General features: G+C 68.2%; 14 protein-coding genes and 4 pseudogenes. 5 read left to right on the top strand and 13 right to left on the bottom strand.

Features of this window, described 5'->3' with window-relative positions; genetic code table 11:
- Positions 1-144: 144 nt before the first annotated feature.
- Positions 145-444, top strand: coding sequence for an ATP-binding protein (locus ACODNG_RS00860; RefSeq protein WP_434522039.1), 300 nt, complete (start codon positions 145-147; stop codon positions 442-444).
- Between the two features lie 291 nt (positions 445-735).
- Here ACODNG_RS00860 and ACODNG_RS00855 read toward each other — a convergent pair whose 3' ends face one another.
- The 7 genes and pseudogenes from ACODNG_RS00855 to ACODNG_RS00825 all read right to left on the bottom strand — a co-directional run bounded on the left by ACODNG_RS00855 (position 736) and on the right by ACODNG_RS00825 (position 9,488).
- On the bottom strand, positions 736-2,082 hold the full coding sequence (locus ACODNG_RS00855; protein ID WP_434522038.1) for a tRNA (N(6)-L-threonylcarbamoyladenosine(37)-C(2))-methylthiotransferase: 1,347 nt from the start codon (positions 2,080-2,082) through the stop codon (positions 736-738).
- An 88-nt stretch (positions 2,083-2,170) separates the two neighbouring features.
- Entirely contained in the window at positions 2,171-2,491 is a 321-nt protein-coding gene (locus ACODNG_RS00850) for an ArsR family transcriptional regulator (RefSeq protein ID WP_209543188.1), read from the bottom strand.
- 80 nt (positions 2,492-2,571) lie between these two features.
- Positions 2,572-5,190, bottom strand: coding sequence for a GAF domain-containing protein (locus ACODNG_RS00845; RefSeq protein ID WP_434522037.1), 2,619 nt, complete (start codon positions 5,188-5,190; stop codon positions 2,572-2,574).
- Positions 5,191-5,321: 131 nt separating this feature from the next.
- Positions 5,322-6,192 (bottom strand): annotated as a pseudogene (gene sucD / locus ACODNG_RS00840) (succinate--CoA ligase subunit alpha).
- On the bottom strand, positions 6,189-7,334 hold the full coding sequence (gene sucC / locus ACODNG_RS00835; RefSeq protein ID WP_434522036.1) for an ADP-forming succinate--CoA ligase subunit beta: 1,146 nt from the start codon (positions 7,332-7,334) through the stop codon (positions 6,189-6,191). The pseudogene sucD and the gene sucC overlap by 4 nt, the downstream one beginning before the upstream one ends.
- 128 nt (positions 7,335-7,462) lie before the next feature.
- A pseudogene (locus tag ACODNG_RS00830) lies at positions 7,463-7,969 on the bottom strand (OsmC family protein).
- A gap of 108 nt (positions 7,970-8,077) precedes the next feature.
- A pseudogene (locus ACODNG_RS00825) lies at positions 8,078-9,488 on the bottom strand (class II fumarate hydratase).
- Positions 9,489-9,681: 193 nt separating this feature from the next.
- Here ACODNG_RS00825 and ACODNG_RS00820 point away from each other — a divergent pair.
- The gene (locus tag ACODNG_RS00820) at positions 9,682-10,269 is read left to right on the top strand and encodes a hypothetical protein (protein ID WP_434522035.1); all 588 of its coding nucleotides are present in this window, start codon (positions 9,682-9,684) and stop codon (positions 10,267-10,269) included.
- A 13-nt stretch (positions 10,270-10,282) separates the two neighbouring features.
- Here the strand turns inward: ACODNG_RS00820 and ACODNG_RS00815 are convergent, their stop codons facing one another.
- The 4 genes from ACODNG_RS00815 to ACODNG_RS00800 all read right to left on the bottom strand — a co-directional run bounded on the left by ACODNG_RS00815 (position 10,283) and on the right by ACODNG_RS00800 (position 13,881).
- The gene (locus tag ACODNG_RS00815) at positions 10,283-10,810 is read right to left on the bottom strand and encodes a hypothetical protein (protein ID WP_434522034.1); all 528 of its coding nucleotides are present in this window, start codon (positions 10,808-10,810) and stop codon (positions 10,283-10,285) included.
- Positions 10,811-10,851: 41 nt separating this feature from the next.
- On the bottom strand, positions 10,852-11,175 hold the full coding sequence (locus ACODNG_RS00810) for a BolA family protein (RefSeq protein ID WP_434522033.1): 324 nt from the start codon (positions 11,173-11,175) through the stop codon (positions 10,852-10,854).
- A gap of 199 nt (positions 11,176-11,374) precedes the next feature.
- Positions 11,375-12,472 carry a TrmB family transcriptional regulator gene (locus tag ACODNG_RS00805; RefSeq protein ID WP_434522032.1) on the bottom strand — a complete coding sequence of 366 codons (1,098 nt, stop codon included), beginning with the start codon at positions 12,470-12,472 and terminating at the stop codon, positions 11,375-11,377.
- Positions 12,473-12,525: 53 nt separating this feature from the next.
- Complete coding sequence (locus ACODNG_RS00800) at positions 12,526-13,881, bottom strand: sulfatase family protein (protein ID WP_434522031.1); 1,356 nt, start codon at positions 13,879-13,881, stop codon at positions 12,526-12,528.
- A gap of 195 nt (positions 13,882-14,076) precedes the next feature.
- Between ACODNG_RS00800 and ACODNG_RS00795 the strand changes: the two genes are divergently transcribed.
- From ACODNG_RS00795 to ACODNG_RS00785, 3 genes and pseudogenes are all read left to right on the top strand, one after another.
- Entirely contained in the window at positions 14,077-15,318 is a 1,242-nt protein-coding gene (locus tag ACODNG_RS00795) for an ABC transporter substrate-binding protein (RefSeq protein ID WP_434523039.1), read from the top strand.
- 2 nt (positions 15,319-15,320) lie between these two features.
- Positions 15,321-15,626: a hypothetical protein gene (locus tag ACODNG_RS00790; RefSeq protein WP_434522030.1), complete on the top strand. Its 306-nt coding sequence runs from the start codon at positions 15,321-15,323 to the stop codon at positions 15,624-15,626.
- Positions 15,627-15,707: 81 nt separating this feature from the next.
- Positions 15,708-16,026 (top strand): annotated as a pseudogene (locus tag ACODNG_RS00785) (RPA12/RPB9/RPC11 RNA polymerase family protein).
- Between the two features lie 90 nt (positions 16,027-16,116).
- Here the strand turns inward: ACODNG_RS00785 and ACODNG_RS00780 are convergent.
- On the bottom strand, positions 16,117-17,106 hold the full coding sequence (locus ACODNG_RS00780; RefSeq protein WP_434522029.1) for a carbohydrate ABC transporter permease: 990 nt from the start codon (positions 17,104-17,106) through the stop codon (positions 16,117-16,119).
- Between the two features lie 6 nt (positions 17,107-17,112).
- A complete protein-coding gene (locus tag ACODNG_RS00775; protein ID WP_434522028.1) occupies positions 17,113-18,051 on the bottom strand; it encodes a carbohydrate ABC transporter permease in 939 nt (312 codons plus the stop codon).
- Between the last annotated feature and the right edge of the window lie 2 nt (positions 18,052-18,053).

The raw sequence follows: 18,053 nt of genomic DNA, 5'->3' as shown, positions 1-18,053 counted from the left end.
CGGAGATTGCGGACCGAGCGCAAATCGCTCGAAGCCACCTGGAGGAGCTGGTCGAGACGAGCGAGCGAACGCGCCGCATCGCGTCGATCTCGGCGGACCGAGACGCTCCAGTCGTTCGATCTCGTCACCGTCGTCGAGGCGCGAGTGGGTCAGTTGACCGCGAAGGCGCCCGGAGTGACGGTTCGAACGGAGCTTCCGGACAGCTGTATCGTTCGGACGCATCCGTCGCTCCCGCTCGCGTTCGAGGAAGCGCTTCGGAACGCGATCGAACACAACGACGACGACGTGACGATCACAGTGCGCGTGCGACGAGACGAGGACGCGACGACGCTCGTCATCGAAGACACCGGACGAGGAATCCCACAGATCGAACGGCGGACGCTTCAGAACGCCGAAGAAACGGCTCTCGAACACACCGAGGGACTCGGGCTGTGGCTGATCTGACTGGACCGTGACGCGGGCCGGCGGAACGGTCGAGTTCGCCGAAAACGACCCGCAGGGGACCGTCGTCCGGATCCGGCTCCCCCACCAACCCGGATCGCCCCGTTCGGTCGGCGGGGAACCGAGCGGTCCTGAGCCGGAGCAGTGGCAGTCGGACGCTCCGAGGTCGGGGCGCTCGAAACCGAACGATCCGAAGTCGGGGAGCTCGAAATCGGACGAGTCGAACTCAAGCGAAACCGAATGAGTCGGACCGCTGGCTCCTCGCGGGGACGGGGCGATTCGGTTCCCGAACCGCTACGCCGAGGAGGCCGTCGACTCCGGGCGGTCGTCGCGCTCGACGGAGTCGTCGACGCGGTCGCGCTCGGTTGAGTCGCCCTCGGTCGCCGCCGCCGTGACCGGTTCACCGAACGCGTACACCGTGTTGTGGCCGGTCACCTCGACGGTGAGGAAGTCACCGACCTCGACCCCGCGGTCGGCCGCGCCCTGAACGATGATCTGGCGGTAGGCGCCGTCGCGGCACTTCACGGAGTCGCCGGTCCCCTCCTCGACGACGAGCACCTCGAACGTCTCGCCGACCATCGACTCGTACGCCTCGCCGACGACCTCCATCTTCAGCTCGGACATCGCCTTCGAGCGCTCCTTCTTGACGGTCCCGCCGAGTCCCTTCATCTCGGCGGCGTCCGTGCCGGGGCGCTTCGAGAAGCGGGTGACGTTGATCTTCTCCGGCCGGACCTCGGCGAGGAGGTCCATCGACAGCTCGTGGTCGGCCTCGCTCTCCGTGGGGAAGCCGACGATGAAGTCGGTCGAGAGCGTCCAGTGGTCGAGCCGGTCGTCGAAGGTCGCGACGACCTCGCGAAACTTCTCGACGCGGTGTTGCCGGCGCATGTCTTCGAGCACCTCGTCGGAGCCGGACTGAACGGGCGCGTGGATGAAGTCGTACAGCTCCTCGTTTGCCGCGAACACGTCGGCCAGCTCCTCGTGGATCCCGTGGATCCCGCCGGGGTTCGCCATCCCCAGCCGGACCCGGAACTCGCCGTCGATGTCGCAGATCCGGTCGAGCAGCTCGGCCAGCTTCCGGTCCCCGTTGTCCCAGCCGTAGACGCCGGTGTCCTGGCCGGTGACGCGGATCTCCTTCGCGCCCGCGTGGACCAGCGCGCGGGCCTTCTCGACGTTCTCCTCGATCGGCGGGGAGTCAACCCGGCCGGTGGCGAACTTGGTGATACAGTACGAGCAGTTGCTCATACAGCCGCGCGCGATGGGGAGGATGCCGACGACGCCGTCCAAGACCGGCTCGGCGTCGGGGGTGACCGTCGGGCACTCGCCGTTGAGCACGTAGGAGGGGACCTCGTCCCAGTGGAGGATCTCGGCGTCGACGTCCGCCTCCGCGAACATCTCGCCCTGCGCGAGCGCCATACAGCCGGTGACGACGAGTTCGGCGGTCGTCTCCGACAGCTCCTCGGCGCGGCGGAGCATGTTCTGTTCAGTTTTCTCGACGACAGTACAGGTGTTGAGGATGGCGACATCCGCGTCTTCCGGGCCGTCGGCCGGGCGGTGCCCTCCGTTGCGGAGGGTGCGCTCGATCTCCCGGCTCTCGCCCCGGTTCGAGCTACAGCCGTACGTTTCGATGTGGTACGTCGCCATCTGAGTGCGCTCACTACCGGTCCCGGGGGCAAAAGCGCGACGGATCGGGGCGTCCGGACCGCGGCGCGACAGGTCCGAACCGCGGGATTCAGTCCTCGGCGACCGCGGCGGTCGGCGCGTCGGTCTCGGAGACCGACTCCGCGGGGGCGTCAGGCTCGCCGACGGCGTCGCGTTCCGCGGGCGGAACGGCTTGGTAGACCGACCGGCGGGCGTCTCGGGGACACAGCCCCTCCTCGACGAGTCCGACCTCGGTGAGTTTCTCGACCGCGAATCGGACGGTGCGAGTGGAGAGACGAGTCTCCTCGGCGAGGCCGGTCTGGTCGAACCGGCCCTCCGCGTCGAGCACGTAGTAGACCAGCTTGGCGCTCGGCGGAAGCGGTTCGAGCAGCTCGCGAGTTCCTTCGTCCATACTCGATTTATAGGGGCGAATCGCGCATAACCGTGGCCCGCCTGTGCGCCCACCACGCACGTCAACCCCGTTTTTATATATCAGTTGTCGATTCGGAACTCGAAGCGGGCGCCGTCGCCGCCGTCGATCGACATCTCCCAGCCGTGTGCGGCCGCTATCTCGCGCACGATCGCGAGACCGAACCCCGTCCCGTCCGGCGTGCTCGATCGCCCGTAGGTCGCCGCCTCGTCTGGGTCGATGTCGAAGCCGGACCCGTCGTCCGCGACGTAGAACCCGTCCGGGAGCAAGCCGACGGAGACGGTGAGTCCGCCGTTCGTCGAGCCGTGTTCCACGCTGTCGCCGGACTCCGTCCGGCTGCCCGTCGAGCCGTGCTCGACGCTGTCGTCGGGTTCCACCCGACTGCTCGTGGAACCGTGTTCCACGCTGTTCGCAAACAGATTCTCGAAGAGCGTCCGGAGCCGCTCCGGGTCGGCGTCGACCGCGGACGTCGCCTCCGACACGTCGAGCGTCGCTCCCTCGGTGTCGACGGTACCCCACGCGCGCTCGGCCGCCGCGTCGAGAGGAACGGACTCGATCTCGTCGACCGTTCGACCCTGCCGCGCCAGCGCGAGGAGGTCTTCTATCAGCTGTGTCATCCGGTGGTGTGCGTCCTCGACCCGGTCGAGCTCGGCGAGGACGGCCGCGTCGTCGGTCAACGACCGAGCCATATCGGTCCGGCCGGCGGCGACGTTGAGCGGGCTCCGCAGGTCGTGAGAGACCAGCCCGGCGAACTTCTCCAACCGGTCTATCTCCCGCTGGAGCGCGGCGTCGCGGTCGCGCAGCTGCTCGGTCCGCTCCGCGTGATCGAGCGCAACCGTGACGTTCGCGGCGAGGACGCGGGCCAGTTGGAGGTCCGTCTCGTCGAAAAAGTCCGGCTCGCGCGAGCCGAGCGGCATGACGCCGTGGTCGCCGAGCGGCACGGCGAGAAGGCTCCGGAGCTCGCCGTATCCGACCGCGGTGTCGACCGCGTCGAGGTCGTCGACGACGACCGGCTCACCGGTGTCGAACGCCTCCCAAACGCGACCGTCCCCCGGACCGAACGCCGGTCGGTCGCCGAACGCCTCGGTCGCCTCCTCGCTTATCGCCGTCGGGCAGAGGACGTTCGCGTCGGGGTCGTACAGCCGAACGCCGCTGCTCGGGAACTCGAGGATGTCGATCGCCGCGCGGGCGGCCAGTCCGGCGATCTCCGCTCTGTCCTCGCCGTCGAACATTCCCCGAGTCGTCGCATGGAGCTTCCTGAGAGTTCGCTCGACCCGCTTCTGCTCGTCGATGTCGGCGTAAATGGAGTAGACGACCGACTCCTCGGGCTGGACGACGGGGATCGCGTGGAGGATGAAGTCGCGTAACCCGTCGGTCGTCCGCCGCTGGATGTCGAGTCTGGTGGGTTCGTCGTCGGCGATCAGGCGCTCGTGGTTGAATCCCTTCGATTCGGACGGGACGACCTCCTCGACCACCGTCTCGTAGGTAGACTCCGCGGCGTCGTAGCCGAACGTGTCCACGAACGCCTCGTTCGTCTCCGCGAGGGTTCGATCACCGTTCTCGGCGACAACAGTCCGCGCCATCGGAAGCGGGAGGTTCGCAAAGAGAGCTGCGAGGCGATCGCGCTCGGTCCGGAGCGCGGTCTCCGTCTCGATCCGTTCGATCGCGTTCGCGGCGTGGGAGGCGATCAGCTCCGCGAACTCCACGTCGCGGTCGTCGAAGGCGGCGTAGCCGTCCGAGACGGCCTGAAAAACCGCGTACTCGCCGATCGGAACGCTGATCGCTGACCGAACGTCGTCGGAGACCGGATCCGCCACCGCGGTCGTGTCGAGGGAGTCCCGGCTGCCGACCCGGTCGTGGTCCGGGCCGCCGGAGGTCGAGGGGCCGGAACCGGTCGGGTCCTCCAAGTCGTCCGGGTCGGCCGGGTCGACGCTGAGGTTGTCCACCACGACGGTCCGCTGCTCCCGGGCCGTGTAGCCGACGACCCCCTCGCCGACGTCGAACGCGCGGATCTCGTCGGGAGAGACGCTCTCGGACCGGGCAGTGGGAACGAGCCGGTCCCCGCGGCGGCGGGTGGCGACGCACCGGTCGAACTCCAGAATCTCTTCGGCCGCGACGATGACGCGGTCGAACACCGTGGACACGTCCTCGACCTCCGCGAGGTCGGTCGCGAACCGGTGGATCGCGGTGATCTGGTCGTTCACCGCGCGGAGGTCGCGCTCGGCCCGGCGGCGTCCGAGCGCGTTCGCGACGCTGTTCGCGAGCATCTCGTAGCGGTCCCGGCCGGTCCCCTTCTGGAGGTAGTCGGTGACGCCGGCCGAGATGGCGTCGCTCGCTATCTCCTCGCTTCCCTTCCCGGTGAACAGCACGAACGGGACACCAGGGTCGATCGAACGGACCCCCTCGAGAAACTCGAGTCCGTCGCGGCCCGGCATGTCGAAGTCGCTGACGACGCAGTCGACACGCCCGTCTCGGACCACGTCGAGCGCCTCGTCCGGCGATGTCCGGGTGATCGTCTCGATGTCCTCGACGAGCCGTTCGACGTGGGTCGCGGCGAGGTCGGCCGCTCCCGGCTCGTCGTCGACGAACAGGACGCATCGAGACGGGTCAGCGCTCGATCCCGGCGCGCCGGACGCGGCTGAGCCGTCCCCCGTCGAGGAGTCACCGGGATCCGAATTCATGTGCGTGTGTTCCCCTACCGGTAGTTTTAGCTTTCGCTCCGGCTACCGGAACTGAAAAACGGGAGCCGAGGCCGGCGAGGGATCTCGGTCGGGGCACGCCGGGCGAACGACGACGCCGACCGCGGGGGCGCCTAGAGGAAGTCCTCGACGTGGTCGGCGACCTCCTCGGGGGTGTCGCCGACGGGGACGCCCGCGTCGTTGAGCGCGTCGATCTTCGACTGCGCCGTGCCCGTGCCGGAGCCGGAGACGATGGCGCCCGCGTGGCCCATGCGCTTGCCCGGCGGTGCCGTGCGCCCGGCGATGAAGCCGGCGACCGGCGTGTCCATGTGCTCGCCGATGAACGTCGCTGCCTGCTCCTCGTCTTCCCCGCCGATCTCGCCGCACATCACGACCGCGTCGGTGTCGGGGTCGGCCTCGAACGCCTCGAGGGCGTCGACGAAGGAGGTACCGATGATCGGGTCGCCGCCGATTCCGATGGCGGTCGACTGGCCCAGCCCGCGCTCGGTGAGATTGTCGACAACCTGGTACGTCAGGGTACCCGAGCGGGAGACCAGCCCGACGTTTCCGTCGGAGAAGATGTTACCCGGCAGGATGCCGAGCTTCGCCTCGCCGGGCGTGATGATGCCCGGACAGTTCGGGCCGATGAGGCGGGTATCCGTCTCGCTCAGGCGCTTGTTCACCTTCGCCATGTCCTGGGTCGGAATCCCCTCGGTGATCGCGACGGCGAGGTCGAGGTCCGTGTCGAGCGACTCGAACACCGCGTCGGCGGCGAACGCCGGCGGCACGAAGATGACGGAGGCGTCCGCGTTCTCCGCCTCGACGGCCTCGTCGACGGTGTCGTAGACGGGGACGCCGTCGACCTCCTGCCCGCCCTTGCCGGGCACCGCGCCGGCGACGACGTTGGTGCCGTACTCGATCATCTGGCCGGCGTGGAACTTGCCTTCCCCGCCGGTGATACCCTCGCACAACCACTCTGGTGTCGTCGTCGACGAAAATGCTCATTGGGTCACCTCCTCGGCGTTCTTCACCGCGCGCTGGACCGCGTCCTCCAGCGTCTTCTCGACCTCGACGAGATCGGTGTTCAAGATCTCCATCCCCTCCTCGGCGTTCGTGCCGGCGAGCCGGACGACCACCTTCTTGGGGATCTCGTCGAACTGCTCTAAGGCCTCGTTGATCCCCTTGGCGACCTCGTCGCCGCGGGTGATCCCGCCGAAGATGTTGAAGACGACCGCGTCGACGTTGTCGTCGGAGAACACCATGTCGAGCGCGTTCGCGACGCGCTCGGCCTTCGCTCCGCCGCCGATGTCGAGGAAGTTGGCGGGCGCGCCGCCGTAGTAGTCGACCAAGTCGAGCGTCGTCATCACGAGACCGGCGCCGTTGCCGATGATGCCGACGTTCCCCGACAGGCGGACGTAGTCGAAGCCGTACTCGCCGGCCTTGCGTTCGAGGTCGTCCTCGTAGGACTCCTCGGCCATCTCGGCGAGGTCGGGCTGGCGGAACAGCGCGTCCTCGTCGATGTTCATCACGGCGTCGGCGGCGACCACGTCGCGGTCCTCCGTGATCATGACGGGGTTGACCTCGATCTCGGAGGCGTCGTTCTCCTCGTAGAGTTCGTACAGCGTCGAGAGGATCGACGCCACGTCGAGCGCCACGTCGGCGTCGACGCCGGCCTCGTAGACGACCTTCCGGGCCTGATACGGGTGGAGGCCGAACGCGGGGTCGACGTGCTCGCGCGCGATTGCGTCGGGGTTCTCCTCGGCGACCTCCTCGATGTTCACGCCGCCCTCGGTCGACACCATCAGGACCGGCTTCCCCTCGCCGCGGTCCATCGTGACGCCGACGTACAGCTCGTCGACGAAGTCGACGCCGGCCTCGACGAGGACCCGGTCGACGGTGTACCCCTTGAGGTCCATCCCGAGGATCTCCTCGGCGTACTGCTCGGCCTCCTCTCGGTCGGTCGCGATCTTGATCCCGCCGGCCTTGCCGCGGCCGCCCACGTGGACCTGCGCCTTGATCGCGGCCGGGTAGCCGATCTCGTCGACGGCGTCGAGCGCCTCGTCGACGCTCGTCGCGAGCCGGGAGTCCGGAACCGGGATCCCGGCGTCCGCGAAGAGAGACTTCGCTTGATATTCGTGAAGTTTCATCCGTGTGGGATCGGTACCGACATCGGCTTAAATGGTTCCGATTCGGCGCGAACGAGTCACCCGCGTGGTCGCCGGGACGCCGAGCGCGACGGGGCCTCTATCCAACGCCAAGCGAGGCGGCGCGTCGGTCACTCGAACGTCCAGCTCGTCTCGACGTCCGGCGGGTCCACCAGCGTCTGGTAGACGACGCAGTACTTCTCGGTGTATTTCCGGAGTGCCGCGCGGGTGTCCTCGTCGACGTCGCCGTCGACGGTGACGTCGAGGCGGAGGTCCTCGAACCCGACCGGCGCCTCGTCGTCGACGCCCATCGTCCCGCGGAGGTCCAGGTCACCGCTGGCCTCGACGCTGACCTCGGCGTCGACGCCGAAGCTCTCGGCGACTGCCTGCGCGGTCAGCTGGGAACAGGCGGCCAGCGCGCCCAGCAGGAGGTCGCCGGAGCAGGCGCCCCCGCCGGGACCGCCGGCCCCCTCGTGTAGCTCCGCCTCGTAGATGGCCCGGCCGATGTCGACGCTACACGACCGGGCGTCGTCCTACTCCTCCCCGGTCGCGGACAGCGTGATTTGGGCGGCCTCAGGGTTCTTCTCGTACTCCTTCTTCAGCGGCTCCTGCTCGGATTGTAAGTCACTCTCAGCCATGTCTGGCGCTCACACGCGCCCGCAAAAAGCGTTCTGCCGACCGCGGTCGCCGGTCCCGAGGGTGTCGGTCCCGAAGTCGTCGGTCTCGAGCGTCGCTCCCCGGCGACCTCAGTCGTCGTCGCCGAGGATCACGCGGTGGGTCATCGACTCGGGGTCGAGCACCTCGTCGGCCTCCGCCTCGGTGAGGTAGCCGGCGTCGACGGCGGCCTCGCGAACGCTTTTCCCCTCTTTGAGCGCGGTCTTCGCGACCTTGCTCGCCTTGTCGTAGCCGATGGCGGGGTTCAAGGCGGTCGCCAGCGCCATCGACTGTTCGACGCGCGTCTCGCAGTGCTCCTCGTTGGCCTCCAGCTTCGCCACGAAGCGCTCGCCGAACGTCGCCGCGACGTTCGAGAGCAGCTCCGCCGATTCGAGGAAGTTGTGCGCGATGACGGGCTTATAGAGGTTCAGGTCGATCTCCCCGCGCGCGGCGCCCGCCGAGACGGCGGCGTCGTTGCCCACCACCTGCTTGTGGACCTGGTTGACGGACTCCGCGACGACCGGGTTGATCTTTCCGGGCATGATCGAGGAGCCGGGCTGGTTCTCCGGCTGTTCGACCTCGCCGAGACCGTTTCGGGGACCAGAGGCGAGCAGCCGCAGGTCGTTGGCGATCTTGTTGAGGCTGCCCGCGATCGTGCGGAGCGCGCCGTGGGCCTCCGCCATCGCGTCGTGGGCCGCCTGCGCCTCGAAGTGGTTGTCGGCCTCGCGGAAGGTCGTGTTCGTCTCGTCGGAGATGTACTCCGCGGCGAGTTCGGGGAACTCGGGGTGGGTGTTGAGTCCGGTCCCGACCGCGGTGCCGCCCAGCGCGAGTTCGCGAAGGTTCGACTGAACGGTCTCGGCGCGCTCGATACCCTTCGCGACCTGCGTCCGGTAGCCGCTGAACTCCTGGCCGAGTCGAATCGGAGTGGCGTCCTGGAGGTGCGTCCGGCCCGTCTTGACGACGCCGTCGAACTCGGTCTCCTTGGCTTCGAGTTCGGCGTGAAGGGTCTCGAGGGCGGGCACGAGGTCCTTCTCGACGGCTTCGAGCGCGGCGACGTGCGATCGCGGTGGGGATCACGTCGTTGCTCGACTGGCCGTAGTTGACGTGGTCGTTGGGGTGGACGACCCGGTCGCCGATCTCCGCGCCCGCGATCTCGGCGGCGCGGTTCGCGATCACCTCGTTGGCGTTCATGTTCGAGGAGGTGCCGGAGCCGGTCTGGAACACATCGACGGGGAACTGGTCGTCGTGCTCGCCGGCAATGACCTCGTCGGCGGCGGCGACGATCGCCTCCGCGGTGTCGTCCTCGATGAGGTCCAGGTCGCGGTTCGCCTGCGCCGCCGCCTTCTTGACGACGCCGAGCGCCCGGATGAACCGTCGGCTCATGCCGATCCCCGAGACGGGGAAGTTCTCGACGGCGCGCTGGGTCTGTGCGCCCCAGTAAGCGTCCGCCGGCACCTGCATCTCGCCGAGGCTGTCCTCCTCCGTGCGGTAGTCGTCACCCATGCGCTGACCTTCCCGCGAGACGCTGTAAAAGCTATTGGAAGCCGCCAGAGCACGGGAACGCGCGTCCGAGTAACGAGGTGATTGGTAGCACACAACAGAGACAGGACGGCGGGTAAAATCGAGCGAAACGGCCGAAAATCGGGGCAAACGCTTGGCCCTTATATAGGGATCCGTCGCCAACGGCCGGGCGCACATGAGCTCGAACGACTCAGCGATCGGAAGCGCGCTCGACCGCGACACGGTTCAGTCCGCGAGCAAACTCCTGATCGGCGCGATGGCGATCGTCGGCGTCCTCGCGGTGGTCACGCTGCTGCCGGGTGTCGACCGTCTCGTCCCGTTCGCGCCCGTGACGTTCGCCGCGGTCGCGACGGCCGTGGTCGCCCTCGCGGTGGCGGGTATCCTCCTGTACGCCGCGCCCAAGTTCGCGCTGCTGACGCGGCTGGCGCTCGGCGGGCGGGGAGTCGACGCGGAGACTGACGCGCCGCCGAGCCGGATCGCCGAGAACGCCGGCGGAATGGCCTACTGGCTCGTGGTCTTCGGGGCCGTCCTCGTCGCGTACCGCGGACTCGCCGGCGCCGCGGTCCCCCTGTTGAACGACGCCGCGTGGGCGTACGACGCCGTCTTCCTGTTCGTCGCGCTCGTCCCCGTGGTGTTCCTCGTCGCCCGCCTGACAGTCACCGTCGACCCGGTGGCCGAGGCGGTCGCCGACCGCGTCGCGGGCGACGAACCCGACGGCAAATCCGGTGAGGTGGCCGCGACAGACGACCGAGACGACGGCTGACCGGAGGCACCCGTCAGTCACTTTTAAAGAGAAACGGGAGCGTCACGAGCGCCCCGTTGAGTCCGAACGCGACCAGCAACAGCAGCCCGAGCGGGGGGTCCCCGCCCGAGTAGGTAGCGATCAGGACGAGCGAGCCGACCCCCAGCGCCGCCAACCCGACCGTCAGCGCGGCGTCCGACCACCGGTTCCACGCGTCGTCGAGCGCGGGTTCGAGCCGCGCGAGCCACCAGTCGGTCTCGGCGCCGGCGCGGTCCGCCCGGTCGGTCCACGGCGTGTCGCCGGCCGACTCGTCGAGCCACGCGTCGTCCTCGGCGGCCGTCTCTCCGTGACTGTCAGGGTCCGAGTTGGCTCTCCCGAGCAACCGCTGAATCCCGGAGCGACCGGTGGTCGCGAGGAGCGAAACCACGCCGACCGCCGCGAGTCCGAGGAGGACGGTCGGGGAGGTGACGCGCGCTTCGAGGGCGAAAAAGAGCCCGACGAACGCCAACAGCGAGACCGCGGCGAGGGTCCCGCGGAGGGCGCGAGCGATGGCGGAGCGCATCGTGTGGAGGGGAATTGCGTGACAGGTCCGTGTCGTCGGCGTCAGGCCTCGTCGACCGGGAGCAGCCCCGCGTCGCGGAGGTCGTCGTCGAGGGCGCCGTCCCCGTGTTCCGCGTACGCCTCGGGGGTGTACGTCTTGATCTCCAGGGCGTGGACGGACCGGGTCATGTGGTCGCCGACCGCGTCGTACACGCGCTGGTGCTGGTCGACGAGCGACTCGCCCTCGAAGGCGGGCGAGACGACGACCGCCGCGAAGTGGGCGTCCTCGTCCTCGTCGTCGTGGATCCGTGGCGCGGTCACGTCGGCGACCGCGTCGGGGAGGTGCTCCTCGATGAGGTCCGCGACCGCGTCGGGTTCGATGGTCATGGTCCCGCTCGGTCGCGGACGGGCAAAAGTCGACCGGCCCGGTGCGGCGAGGTCACCGGTCGACCTGGCTCGATCCGGACGCGGTCGCTACACCCGGTCGACCCGGGAGCGTTCGCCCCGGAACGCCTCCAGCGCGTCGCGGGCGTAGTCGATGAGACGACGGCACCGACGTCACGACACCGGAGTCACTCCGCGGACGTCACTCCGCCGGCTCGGCCTCGGTCGCGGTCGGCGCGTCCGTCACGCGGATCCGGTTCGCCTCCACGTCCTCGTAGGTCGCCCCCCAGCCGCCGACGGTCCACCGCTTCTCGCCGTCGTCGACGACCATGGAGGCGGTGCCCGTCAACGCCATCACGCTCGGGGCGCGGTCGGCGGCGCCGTCGCTCTCCGAGACGTGTTCGGCGTCGACGACCTCGCCGGAAAGGGTCACGGACCGGTCGCTGTCGGTCTCGCGGCCCTCGATCTCGACCCGGAGCGGCTCGTCTCGGTGGATCCGATCGCGGTTCTCCAGCAGGAACTGTCGGATGTCGGCGTACCGCTTCGGACCCGCCGCGTCGGTCTCGTACGCGACGGTCGAGGGGAGCCACATGAAAAGCAGGAAGTGCCAGAAGAAGACGTACGTGAACGACCGGTTGCGGAGGATGAGACCGTAGTCCTCAACGGCGGCTGGGTTCGGCGCGAACGCCGTGCGCCGGAGGTCGGAGGTGAGCACGAATGGGGCGGGTCGAGAGAGGCGGTGCGCGACGCTCACGGCTCCCTCGTAGTCGGCGTCCGTGAGCGGTTCGTCGCCGTCGCGGGCGAGGAGCGTGACGTTGACCGTCACGCCGCGGTCGCGGGCGTCGGCCAGGTCGTCTCGCAGCGCGTCGAACTGGTCGCGGGTGAGCGTCGCGTGGACCTGGGTGTCCGCGTCGCGGACGAACGTCCGGGCCGCCTCGAGCACGGTGTCGAACCGCTTGACGATGCTGACCGTCTGGGTGTCCAGCGTCGGTCGCTCGTAGCGCTCCTCGATCTCCGCCGCGGCCGATTCGAGCGCGGTCGCGCGGTCGGTGAGTCCGGAGACGATCGTCTCCGGGTCGGTCGCGCGCGCCTGAAACGTCTCCTGTTCGTACAGCTCCACGTAGCCGAAGTCGTCGAGGTCGCGGAGCACGTCGTAGATCCGCGCGTCGGGCACGTCGCTGGCCTGCGCGACTTCGGTCGCGGACGCGGTCCCCAGTTCGAGCAGCGTGACGTACGCGTTCGCCTGATAGTAAGAGAGATCCGCCGCCTGGAGCGTCTCCAGGAGTTCCTCGGTGTCCATGACGATCGATTAACTACTTCGGTGCTTAAAAATCACCGAGTCCGGTCGACGCCTCACTCCACATCCGGGTACGGGACCGGACCGTCGAGGAGCGGGTCGTCGGTCGACGCCATCCACGCCTCCAGTTCGTCGCGGAGCCGGTCGAGCGCGTCGACGTGGGCGGGGTCGGGGTCGCTCGCCTCCGCCGCCGTCTCGAACGGCTTCCTGTCCGAGGCGAGGTTCTCCGTCTCGTTCGGATCGGCTTCGAGGTCGTACAGCTCCTCGGTCGGGCGCTGCGGGACGTGGAACTCCTCGTGGACCTCGCGGCCTGAGGCGGTGGGCGCGACGTCCATCGGGACGAACACCCTCGGGAGCACCGAGAAGTTGCGGACGTACTTGTACCGCTCCGTCCGGACCGTGCGGATCGGGTTGTACCGGTCGTGCCACGTCATCTCGGCGAAGATCCGGTCTCGTTCGTCGTGCGGTTCCCCCCGGAGCAGCGGCGCGAACGACTCGCCCGACGTGTCCGTCGGCGGGTCGACGCCGAGCAGGTCGAGCATCGTCGGCGTGAAGTCGACGTTGGTGACGAGCGCGTCGTGGACCTCGCCGCCCTCGACGACGCCGGGGTGGTGGACCAGGAGCGCGGTCTCGATTCCCGGGTCGTAGCAGGTGCCCTTCGCGCGCGGGATGGCCAGCCCGTGGTCGGTCGTGAAGACGAAGACCGTCTCCTCGGCCAGCCCGGCGTCTGCGAGCGACTCGCGGTACCGCCCGATCGCCGGGTCGAGCACCTCCTCGATCAGCGCGCCGAGATCGGCGGCGTCCTCGCGGACCCCCGGCTCGTCGGGGAGGTACGGGAAGTCGTCGAGGTCGACCGCGTCGGGGTCGGCGGAGTCGTACGTCCCCTCGGGGAGGTACTCCCGGTGGAACGGCCGGTGCGGCTCCTCGATGCCGATCGAGACGAAGAAGGGGTCGTCGGCGTCGGCGCGCTCTGCGAGGAAGTCCTCGACGACGTCGACGAGTTCGAGCGCGCGCTTCGTCCCGCTGTCGACGTAGTCGTATCCCAGACGTTCCGGCTCGTCCGGAACCTCGTGTTGGAAGCCGAGCAGGGCGGTGTCGTACCCCGCCGCTCGGAGGCGTTTCGGGAGAGTCTCCCAGTCGTCGCCGAGCGCCCAACCCATGTGCGCGAGTCCCATGACGCCGTTCTCGTGGGGGTAGTAGCCGGTCATCATGCTGGAGCGGCTCGGCGAACACTGCGGGGCCGAACAGAAGCTGTTCGCCATCCGCGCGCCGTCGCCCGCGATCCGGTCGATGTTCGGTGTGTCGACGTCGGCCCCGTAACAGCCGAGGTGCTGTCCGAGGTCGTGACAGTGAACAAGTACGAGGTTCGGGCGGTTCGACGAGTCTGGAGAGGCGTGGCCTCCGTTGGTCATATCCACCACTAACCCCCGATACTCCCATAAATAACGGTGATCGCGTTTCGCGTCGGCTCAGTTGTGATTAGTAACTATAGCGGTAATTAATAAGCAAATTTGAAGTAAGTGGGCCGACTGGGTTGGGACGACATGTCCAATGATCGATCCTGTACTACGCGACGGAGCGTACTGAAGACGACCGGGACCGCGTCGGTGCTGGGCAGCGTCGCGCTCGCCGGTTGTTCCGGAAACGGCGGCGACGGAGGAGACGGCTCCGACGGTAGCGACGGCGGTGATGGCGGGAGCGGCGGCAACAACCTCGAGATAACGGGCGTCTGGTCCGGCGGCGAGCAGGAGTCGTTCAGCAAGGTGATGGACTTCGTGGAGGAGTCGACGGGCATGAGCCTGGAGTACTTCCCGCGCGACACCGACAGCCTGCTCACCGGGACGCTGATGGACTACGAGTCCGGCGTCGCCTCCGCGGACATCGTCGTGATGCCCTCGCCAGCGCGGATCATCTCGGACGCCGAGAACGGCCACCTCGCGCCGGTCGGCGACGCGTGGGACGCCGACAACTTCGCGGTCGACCCGTCGCGGGTGACCGTCGACGGCGAGGTGTACGCCGCGCCGTTCAAGATGGACCTCAAGCCCGGCTTCTGGTACCGCAAGTCGTTCTTCGACGAGCACGACCTCTCCGAGCCGGAGAGCTGGGACGAGTTCATGACCCTGCTCGACGACATCTCGGGGATCGACGGCGTCGACGCGCCCATCGCCTCCGGGAACGGCACCGGCTGGCCGCTCAGCGACCTCACCGAGGGCTTCTTCATGCGGCAGGAGGACGGCGCGTCGCTCCAGCAGGGGCTCATCGACGGCGACGCCTCCATGACCGACGACCGGGTCGCGACGGCGTTCGACGAGATCAAAACCCTCCACGACGAGGGGTACTTCAGCCAGACGCGCGACTTCGGCGTCCAGTACGAGTACTTCTGGGACAACAGCCTCCCGCTGTACTTCATGGGCTCGTTCACGCCGGCGCAGGACGCGGTCCAGGACCCGTCGGATCTCGGCGTCTTCCGGCTGCCCGGCGTCGACGGCATCTCCTCGTCGGTCAACTGGTTCACCGTGCCGACGTACTCGGACAACGTCGACGCCGCCCGCGACGCCCTGAGCTCGTTCGTCTCCGCCGAGGGCCAGCAGGTGTGGGTCGAGGACGGCGGATTCATCGCCTCCAACACCGCGGTGCCCGACGACGCCTACGAAATCGAGGTCATGGCGAACCTGCCCGACCTCGCCGCCGAGGTGACGGTCGTTCCGGACCTCGACGACGCGCTCGGCAACCCGTTCCAGGCGGAGTTCTGGTCGCAGCTCAAGGGGCTGTGGGCCTCGCCGGACACGCCGACCGAGGACATCGTCGGCGCGCTCGACGACGCCCACCAGGAGACGATTAACGACTGACGATGGAGTCGACGTCGACCGCGGACGACCGAAGCGACCGGCGCGGGTCGCTGGCGCGGATGTTCGACCCCGAGGAGCTTCGCCGACGCAACCTCGTCTCGCTCGGGATGGACGTGCTCATCCTCGCGACGACCGGTCTCCTCGCGATCCTGTTCACGATGGGGTTCTGGCCGGCGGCCATCGGCGCGGTCCCGATGGCCGCGCTGCTGTACTTCGGCTGGGCCTCCTCGAAGGCGTTCTTCGTCGCGCAGGCGCTCGCCATCGGCGTCGCGCTGCTCGGCACCGTGACGGGCGTGCTGCCGTACTGAGACGGAGCGGGTCCCCTTTTTGAACCCGCTACGGATCGGAAGTTAACACATATATCCGACAGCCGAGTGTTCCCACCGAATATGAAGTTCTGTGAGGAGTGTGGCTCGATGATCGGACACGGAGGGCGACGCGTGGGTGTGTCGCTCCTGTGAGAACGAGGAGTCGCGGGACTCGGAAGCGGAGGCGGCAATGGCGACCCGGGACGGACAGCGGGACGACGGGACACCCGCCGTGGCCGACGCGACTCAGGGCTCCACCGAGACGATGGAGGTTCCCTGCCCGGCGGACGACTGCGATGGCGACCGGGCCAACTACGAGATGATACCGAAGCCCGGCGGCTCCTACGAGGTTCGGCTGTTCACCTGCGTCGAGTGCGGCCACAAGTGGCGCGAGTCCTGACAGATGGCCCGAACCCTGACGGATGGCCCGAACCCTGACGGCAGAAAAAACGGCCGGCGTCCCGACGGAATACGGACCGACGACGCCGACTCAGTCCGCGACCGCGGCCACCATCCCCTGCTTGTAGTACCGCTGGAGCGTGACGAACAGGACGATGGGGACGATCATAGTCAGCACCGAGCCGGCGGCGACGAGGCCCCAGTCGATCTGGAGCCGCCCCTTCATCAGCGGGAGCACCTGTGGCGCGAGCTGGTTCTCGCGTGACCGCATGAACACGAGGGGGAAGAAGAAGGAGTTCCACACCCACGTGAACTGGATGACGGCCACGGAGACGAGCGCCGGGGCGGAGTACGGCAACACGATCGACTTGAAGATCTGGTACCGGGACGCGCCGTCGATCCGGGCGGCCTCCTCCAGCTCCTCGGGGAGTCCGAGCAGGAAGTTCCGGAGGAACATGACGACCCACCCCATCCCCCAGCCGATGTGGACCAGGATGAGTCCCATGTACGTGTCGAACAGGCCAGTTTGCCGTAGCGTGTTGTAGTTACCCATCGCCACCAGCTCCGGCGGCGCGGCCATGACCACGATGAGCAGGAAGAACAACCCGGTCTTCAGCGGGAAGTCGAAGCGGGCGAACGGGTACGCGACCATCGTCCCGAGCAGCGTCACGGCGAGGACGGACGGGATCGTGACGATCGCCGTGTTGTACATCGCCTGCCGCATCGGCCCGGACTGGAACGTCCACGCGCGGGCGTAGTTCTCGAAGGTGACGGTGAGCGTCTCGAAGTTCCACCAGCCCTGGATGATCTGGTCGAGCGGGCGAACGGAGGCCATGAACAGCCCCACGAGCGGGACGAGCCACAGGAGCGCGACCCCGATCGCGATCGCGTACCGCAGCGCGCGCGGACCGCTCGGGACCGCCGCGCGGGCGCGTTCGAGGGGCGGTCGGTCCGAGGTGGGTGCGGTCTCCGGCGGCTCGTGGTACACGCGCCCGCCGTCGGTCTTCGGCTCGCTTTCGGCGTCGGACCGCGGGTCGTTGCCGCCGTCGGTCGGGTCGTCCGGGTTGTGTGTGTCAGTCATTGTAGGTTAGTCCATCGACGCGATGTACCACGCCATCGGGAGCGCGATCACCAGTTCGATCAGCGCGACGACCATCGCCTTGCTGTACTCGATCGGCGTCGAGAACGCGGCCTGATACACCTCGAGGCCGAGCACCGAGAACACCCCGCCCGGACCCCCGGACGGACCCCCGGCCGCGTAGACGATGGCGAAGATCCGGATCACCCAGATCATGCTCATGATCACCACGACCGCCGTCACGGGCTTGACGAGCGGCCAGATGATGTCCTTGAACCGCCGGAACCGCCCCGCGCCGTCGACGCGGGCGGACTCCAGCAGCGCGGGGTCGATCCCTGCGAGCGCGGAGCTGTACAACAGCATGCTGAACCCGGTCTGCACCCAGACGCCGCCGGCGATGAGCGCGTAAATTGCGATCTGCGGCTCCTGAACCCAGTTCCGGACCAGTCCCTCCAGCCCGATCGACCGGAGCAGCCCGTTGAAGATCCCGGCCTGCGGGTCGTAGACGAACAGCAGCACCAGCCCGATCACGACGGTCGGCGTCGTGAACGCCAAGAACACCATCGAACGGAGGATGCTCCGGCCGCGCAGGTCGGCGAAGAGCAGCGCGAGTCCAAGTCCGAGCAGCGTGCTCAGCGGGACGTGGACCACCATCCAGATGATGTTCTGCGGGAGCGCCCCCATCGGGTACTCGAACGCGAGGAGGTTGTCCCAGTTGATGATCGCGTCGTCCTGGAACGTCGCGATCCACGTCTCGAACCCGGCGAACTGCCCGATAGTGAACCCGTCCCAGGTGAAGAAGCTCCCGACCGCCGAGTACAGCATCGGGCCGACGGAGAAGATGGCGAACAGCGTGAGACCGGGGAGCATGAACACGAGGATCGCCGTGAGCTTCTCCCGGTTCACGTCGCGGTCGAGCCGGTCCTCGAGGTACGATGCGACTGACATGT

Origin of the sequence: Halorubrum sp. AS12 (assembly GCF_051122765.1) — an archaeon.
In the GTDB taxonomy this organism is placed as follows: Archaea; Halobacteriota; Halobacteria; order Halobacteriales; family Haloferacaceae; genus Halorubrum; species Halorubrum trapanicum.
The sequence above is the reverse complement of the archived record's forward strand: the minus strand, read 5'-3'. Positions and strand labels throughout refer to the sequence as shown.

Bases quoted from the DNA above. Each gene is read 5' to 3' on its own strand.
- ACODNG_RS00855 (WP_434522038.1), bottom strand. From the start codon at position 2,082: ATGGCGACGTACCACATCGAAACGTACGGCTGTAGCTCGAACCGGGGC.
- ACODNG_RS00850 (WP_209543188.1), bottom strand. From the start codon at position 2,491: ATGGACGAAGGAACTCGCGAGCTGCTCGAACCGCTTCCGCCGAGCGCC.
- ACODNG_RS00845 (WP_434522037.1), bottom strand. From the start codon at position 5,190: ATGAATTCGGATCCCGGTGACTCCTCGACGGGGGACGGCTCAGCCGCG.
- sucC (WP_434522036.1), bottom strand. From the start codon at position 7,334: ATGAAACTTCACGAATATCAAGCGAAGTCTCTCTTCGCGGACGCCGGG.
- ACODNG_RS00820 (WP_434522035.1), top strand. From the start codon at position 9,682: ATGAGCTCGAACGACTCAGCGATCGGAAGCGCGCTCGACCGCGACACG.
- ACODNG_RS00815 (WP_434522034.1), bottom strand. From the start codon at position 10,810: ATGCGCTCCGCCATCGCTCGCGCCCTCCGCGGGACCCTCGCCGCGGTC.
- ACODNG_RS00810 (WP_434522033.1), bottom strand. From the start codon at position 11,175: ATGACCATCGAACCCGACGCGGTCGCGGACCTCATCGAGGAGCACCTC.
- ACODNG_RS00805 (WP_434522032.1), bottom strand. From the start codon at position 12,472: ATGGACACCGAGGAACTCCTGGAGACGCTCCAGGCGGCGGATCTCTCT.
- ACODNG_RS00800 (WP_434522031.1), bottom strand. From the start codon at position 13,881: ATGACCAACGGAGGCCACGCCTCTCCAGACTCGTCGAACCGCCCGAAC.
- ACODNG_RS00790 (WP_434522030.1), top strand. From the start codon at position 15,321: ATGGAGTCGACGTCGACCGCGGACGACCGAAGCGACCGGCGCGGGTCG.
- ACODNG_RS00780 (WP_434522029.1), bottom strand. From the start codon at position 17,106: ATGACTGACACACACAACCCGGACGACCCGACCGACGGCGGCAACGAC.
- ACODNG_RS00775 (WP_434522028.1), bottom strand. From the start codon at position 18,051: ATGTCAGTCGCATCGTACCTCGAGGACCGGCTCGACCGCGACGTGAAC.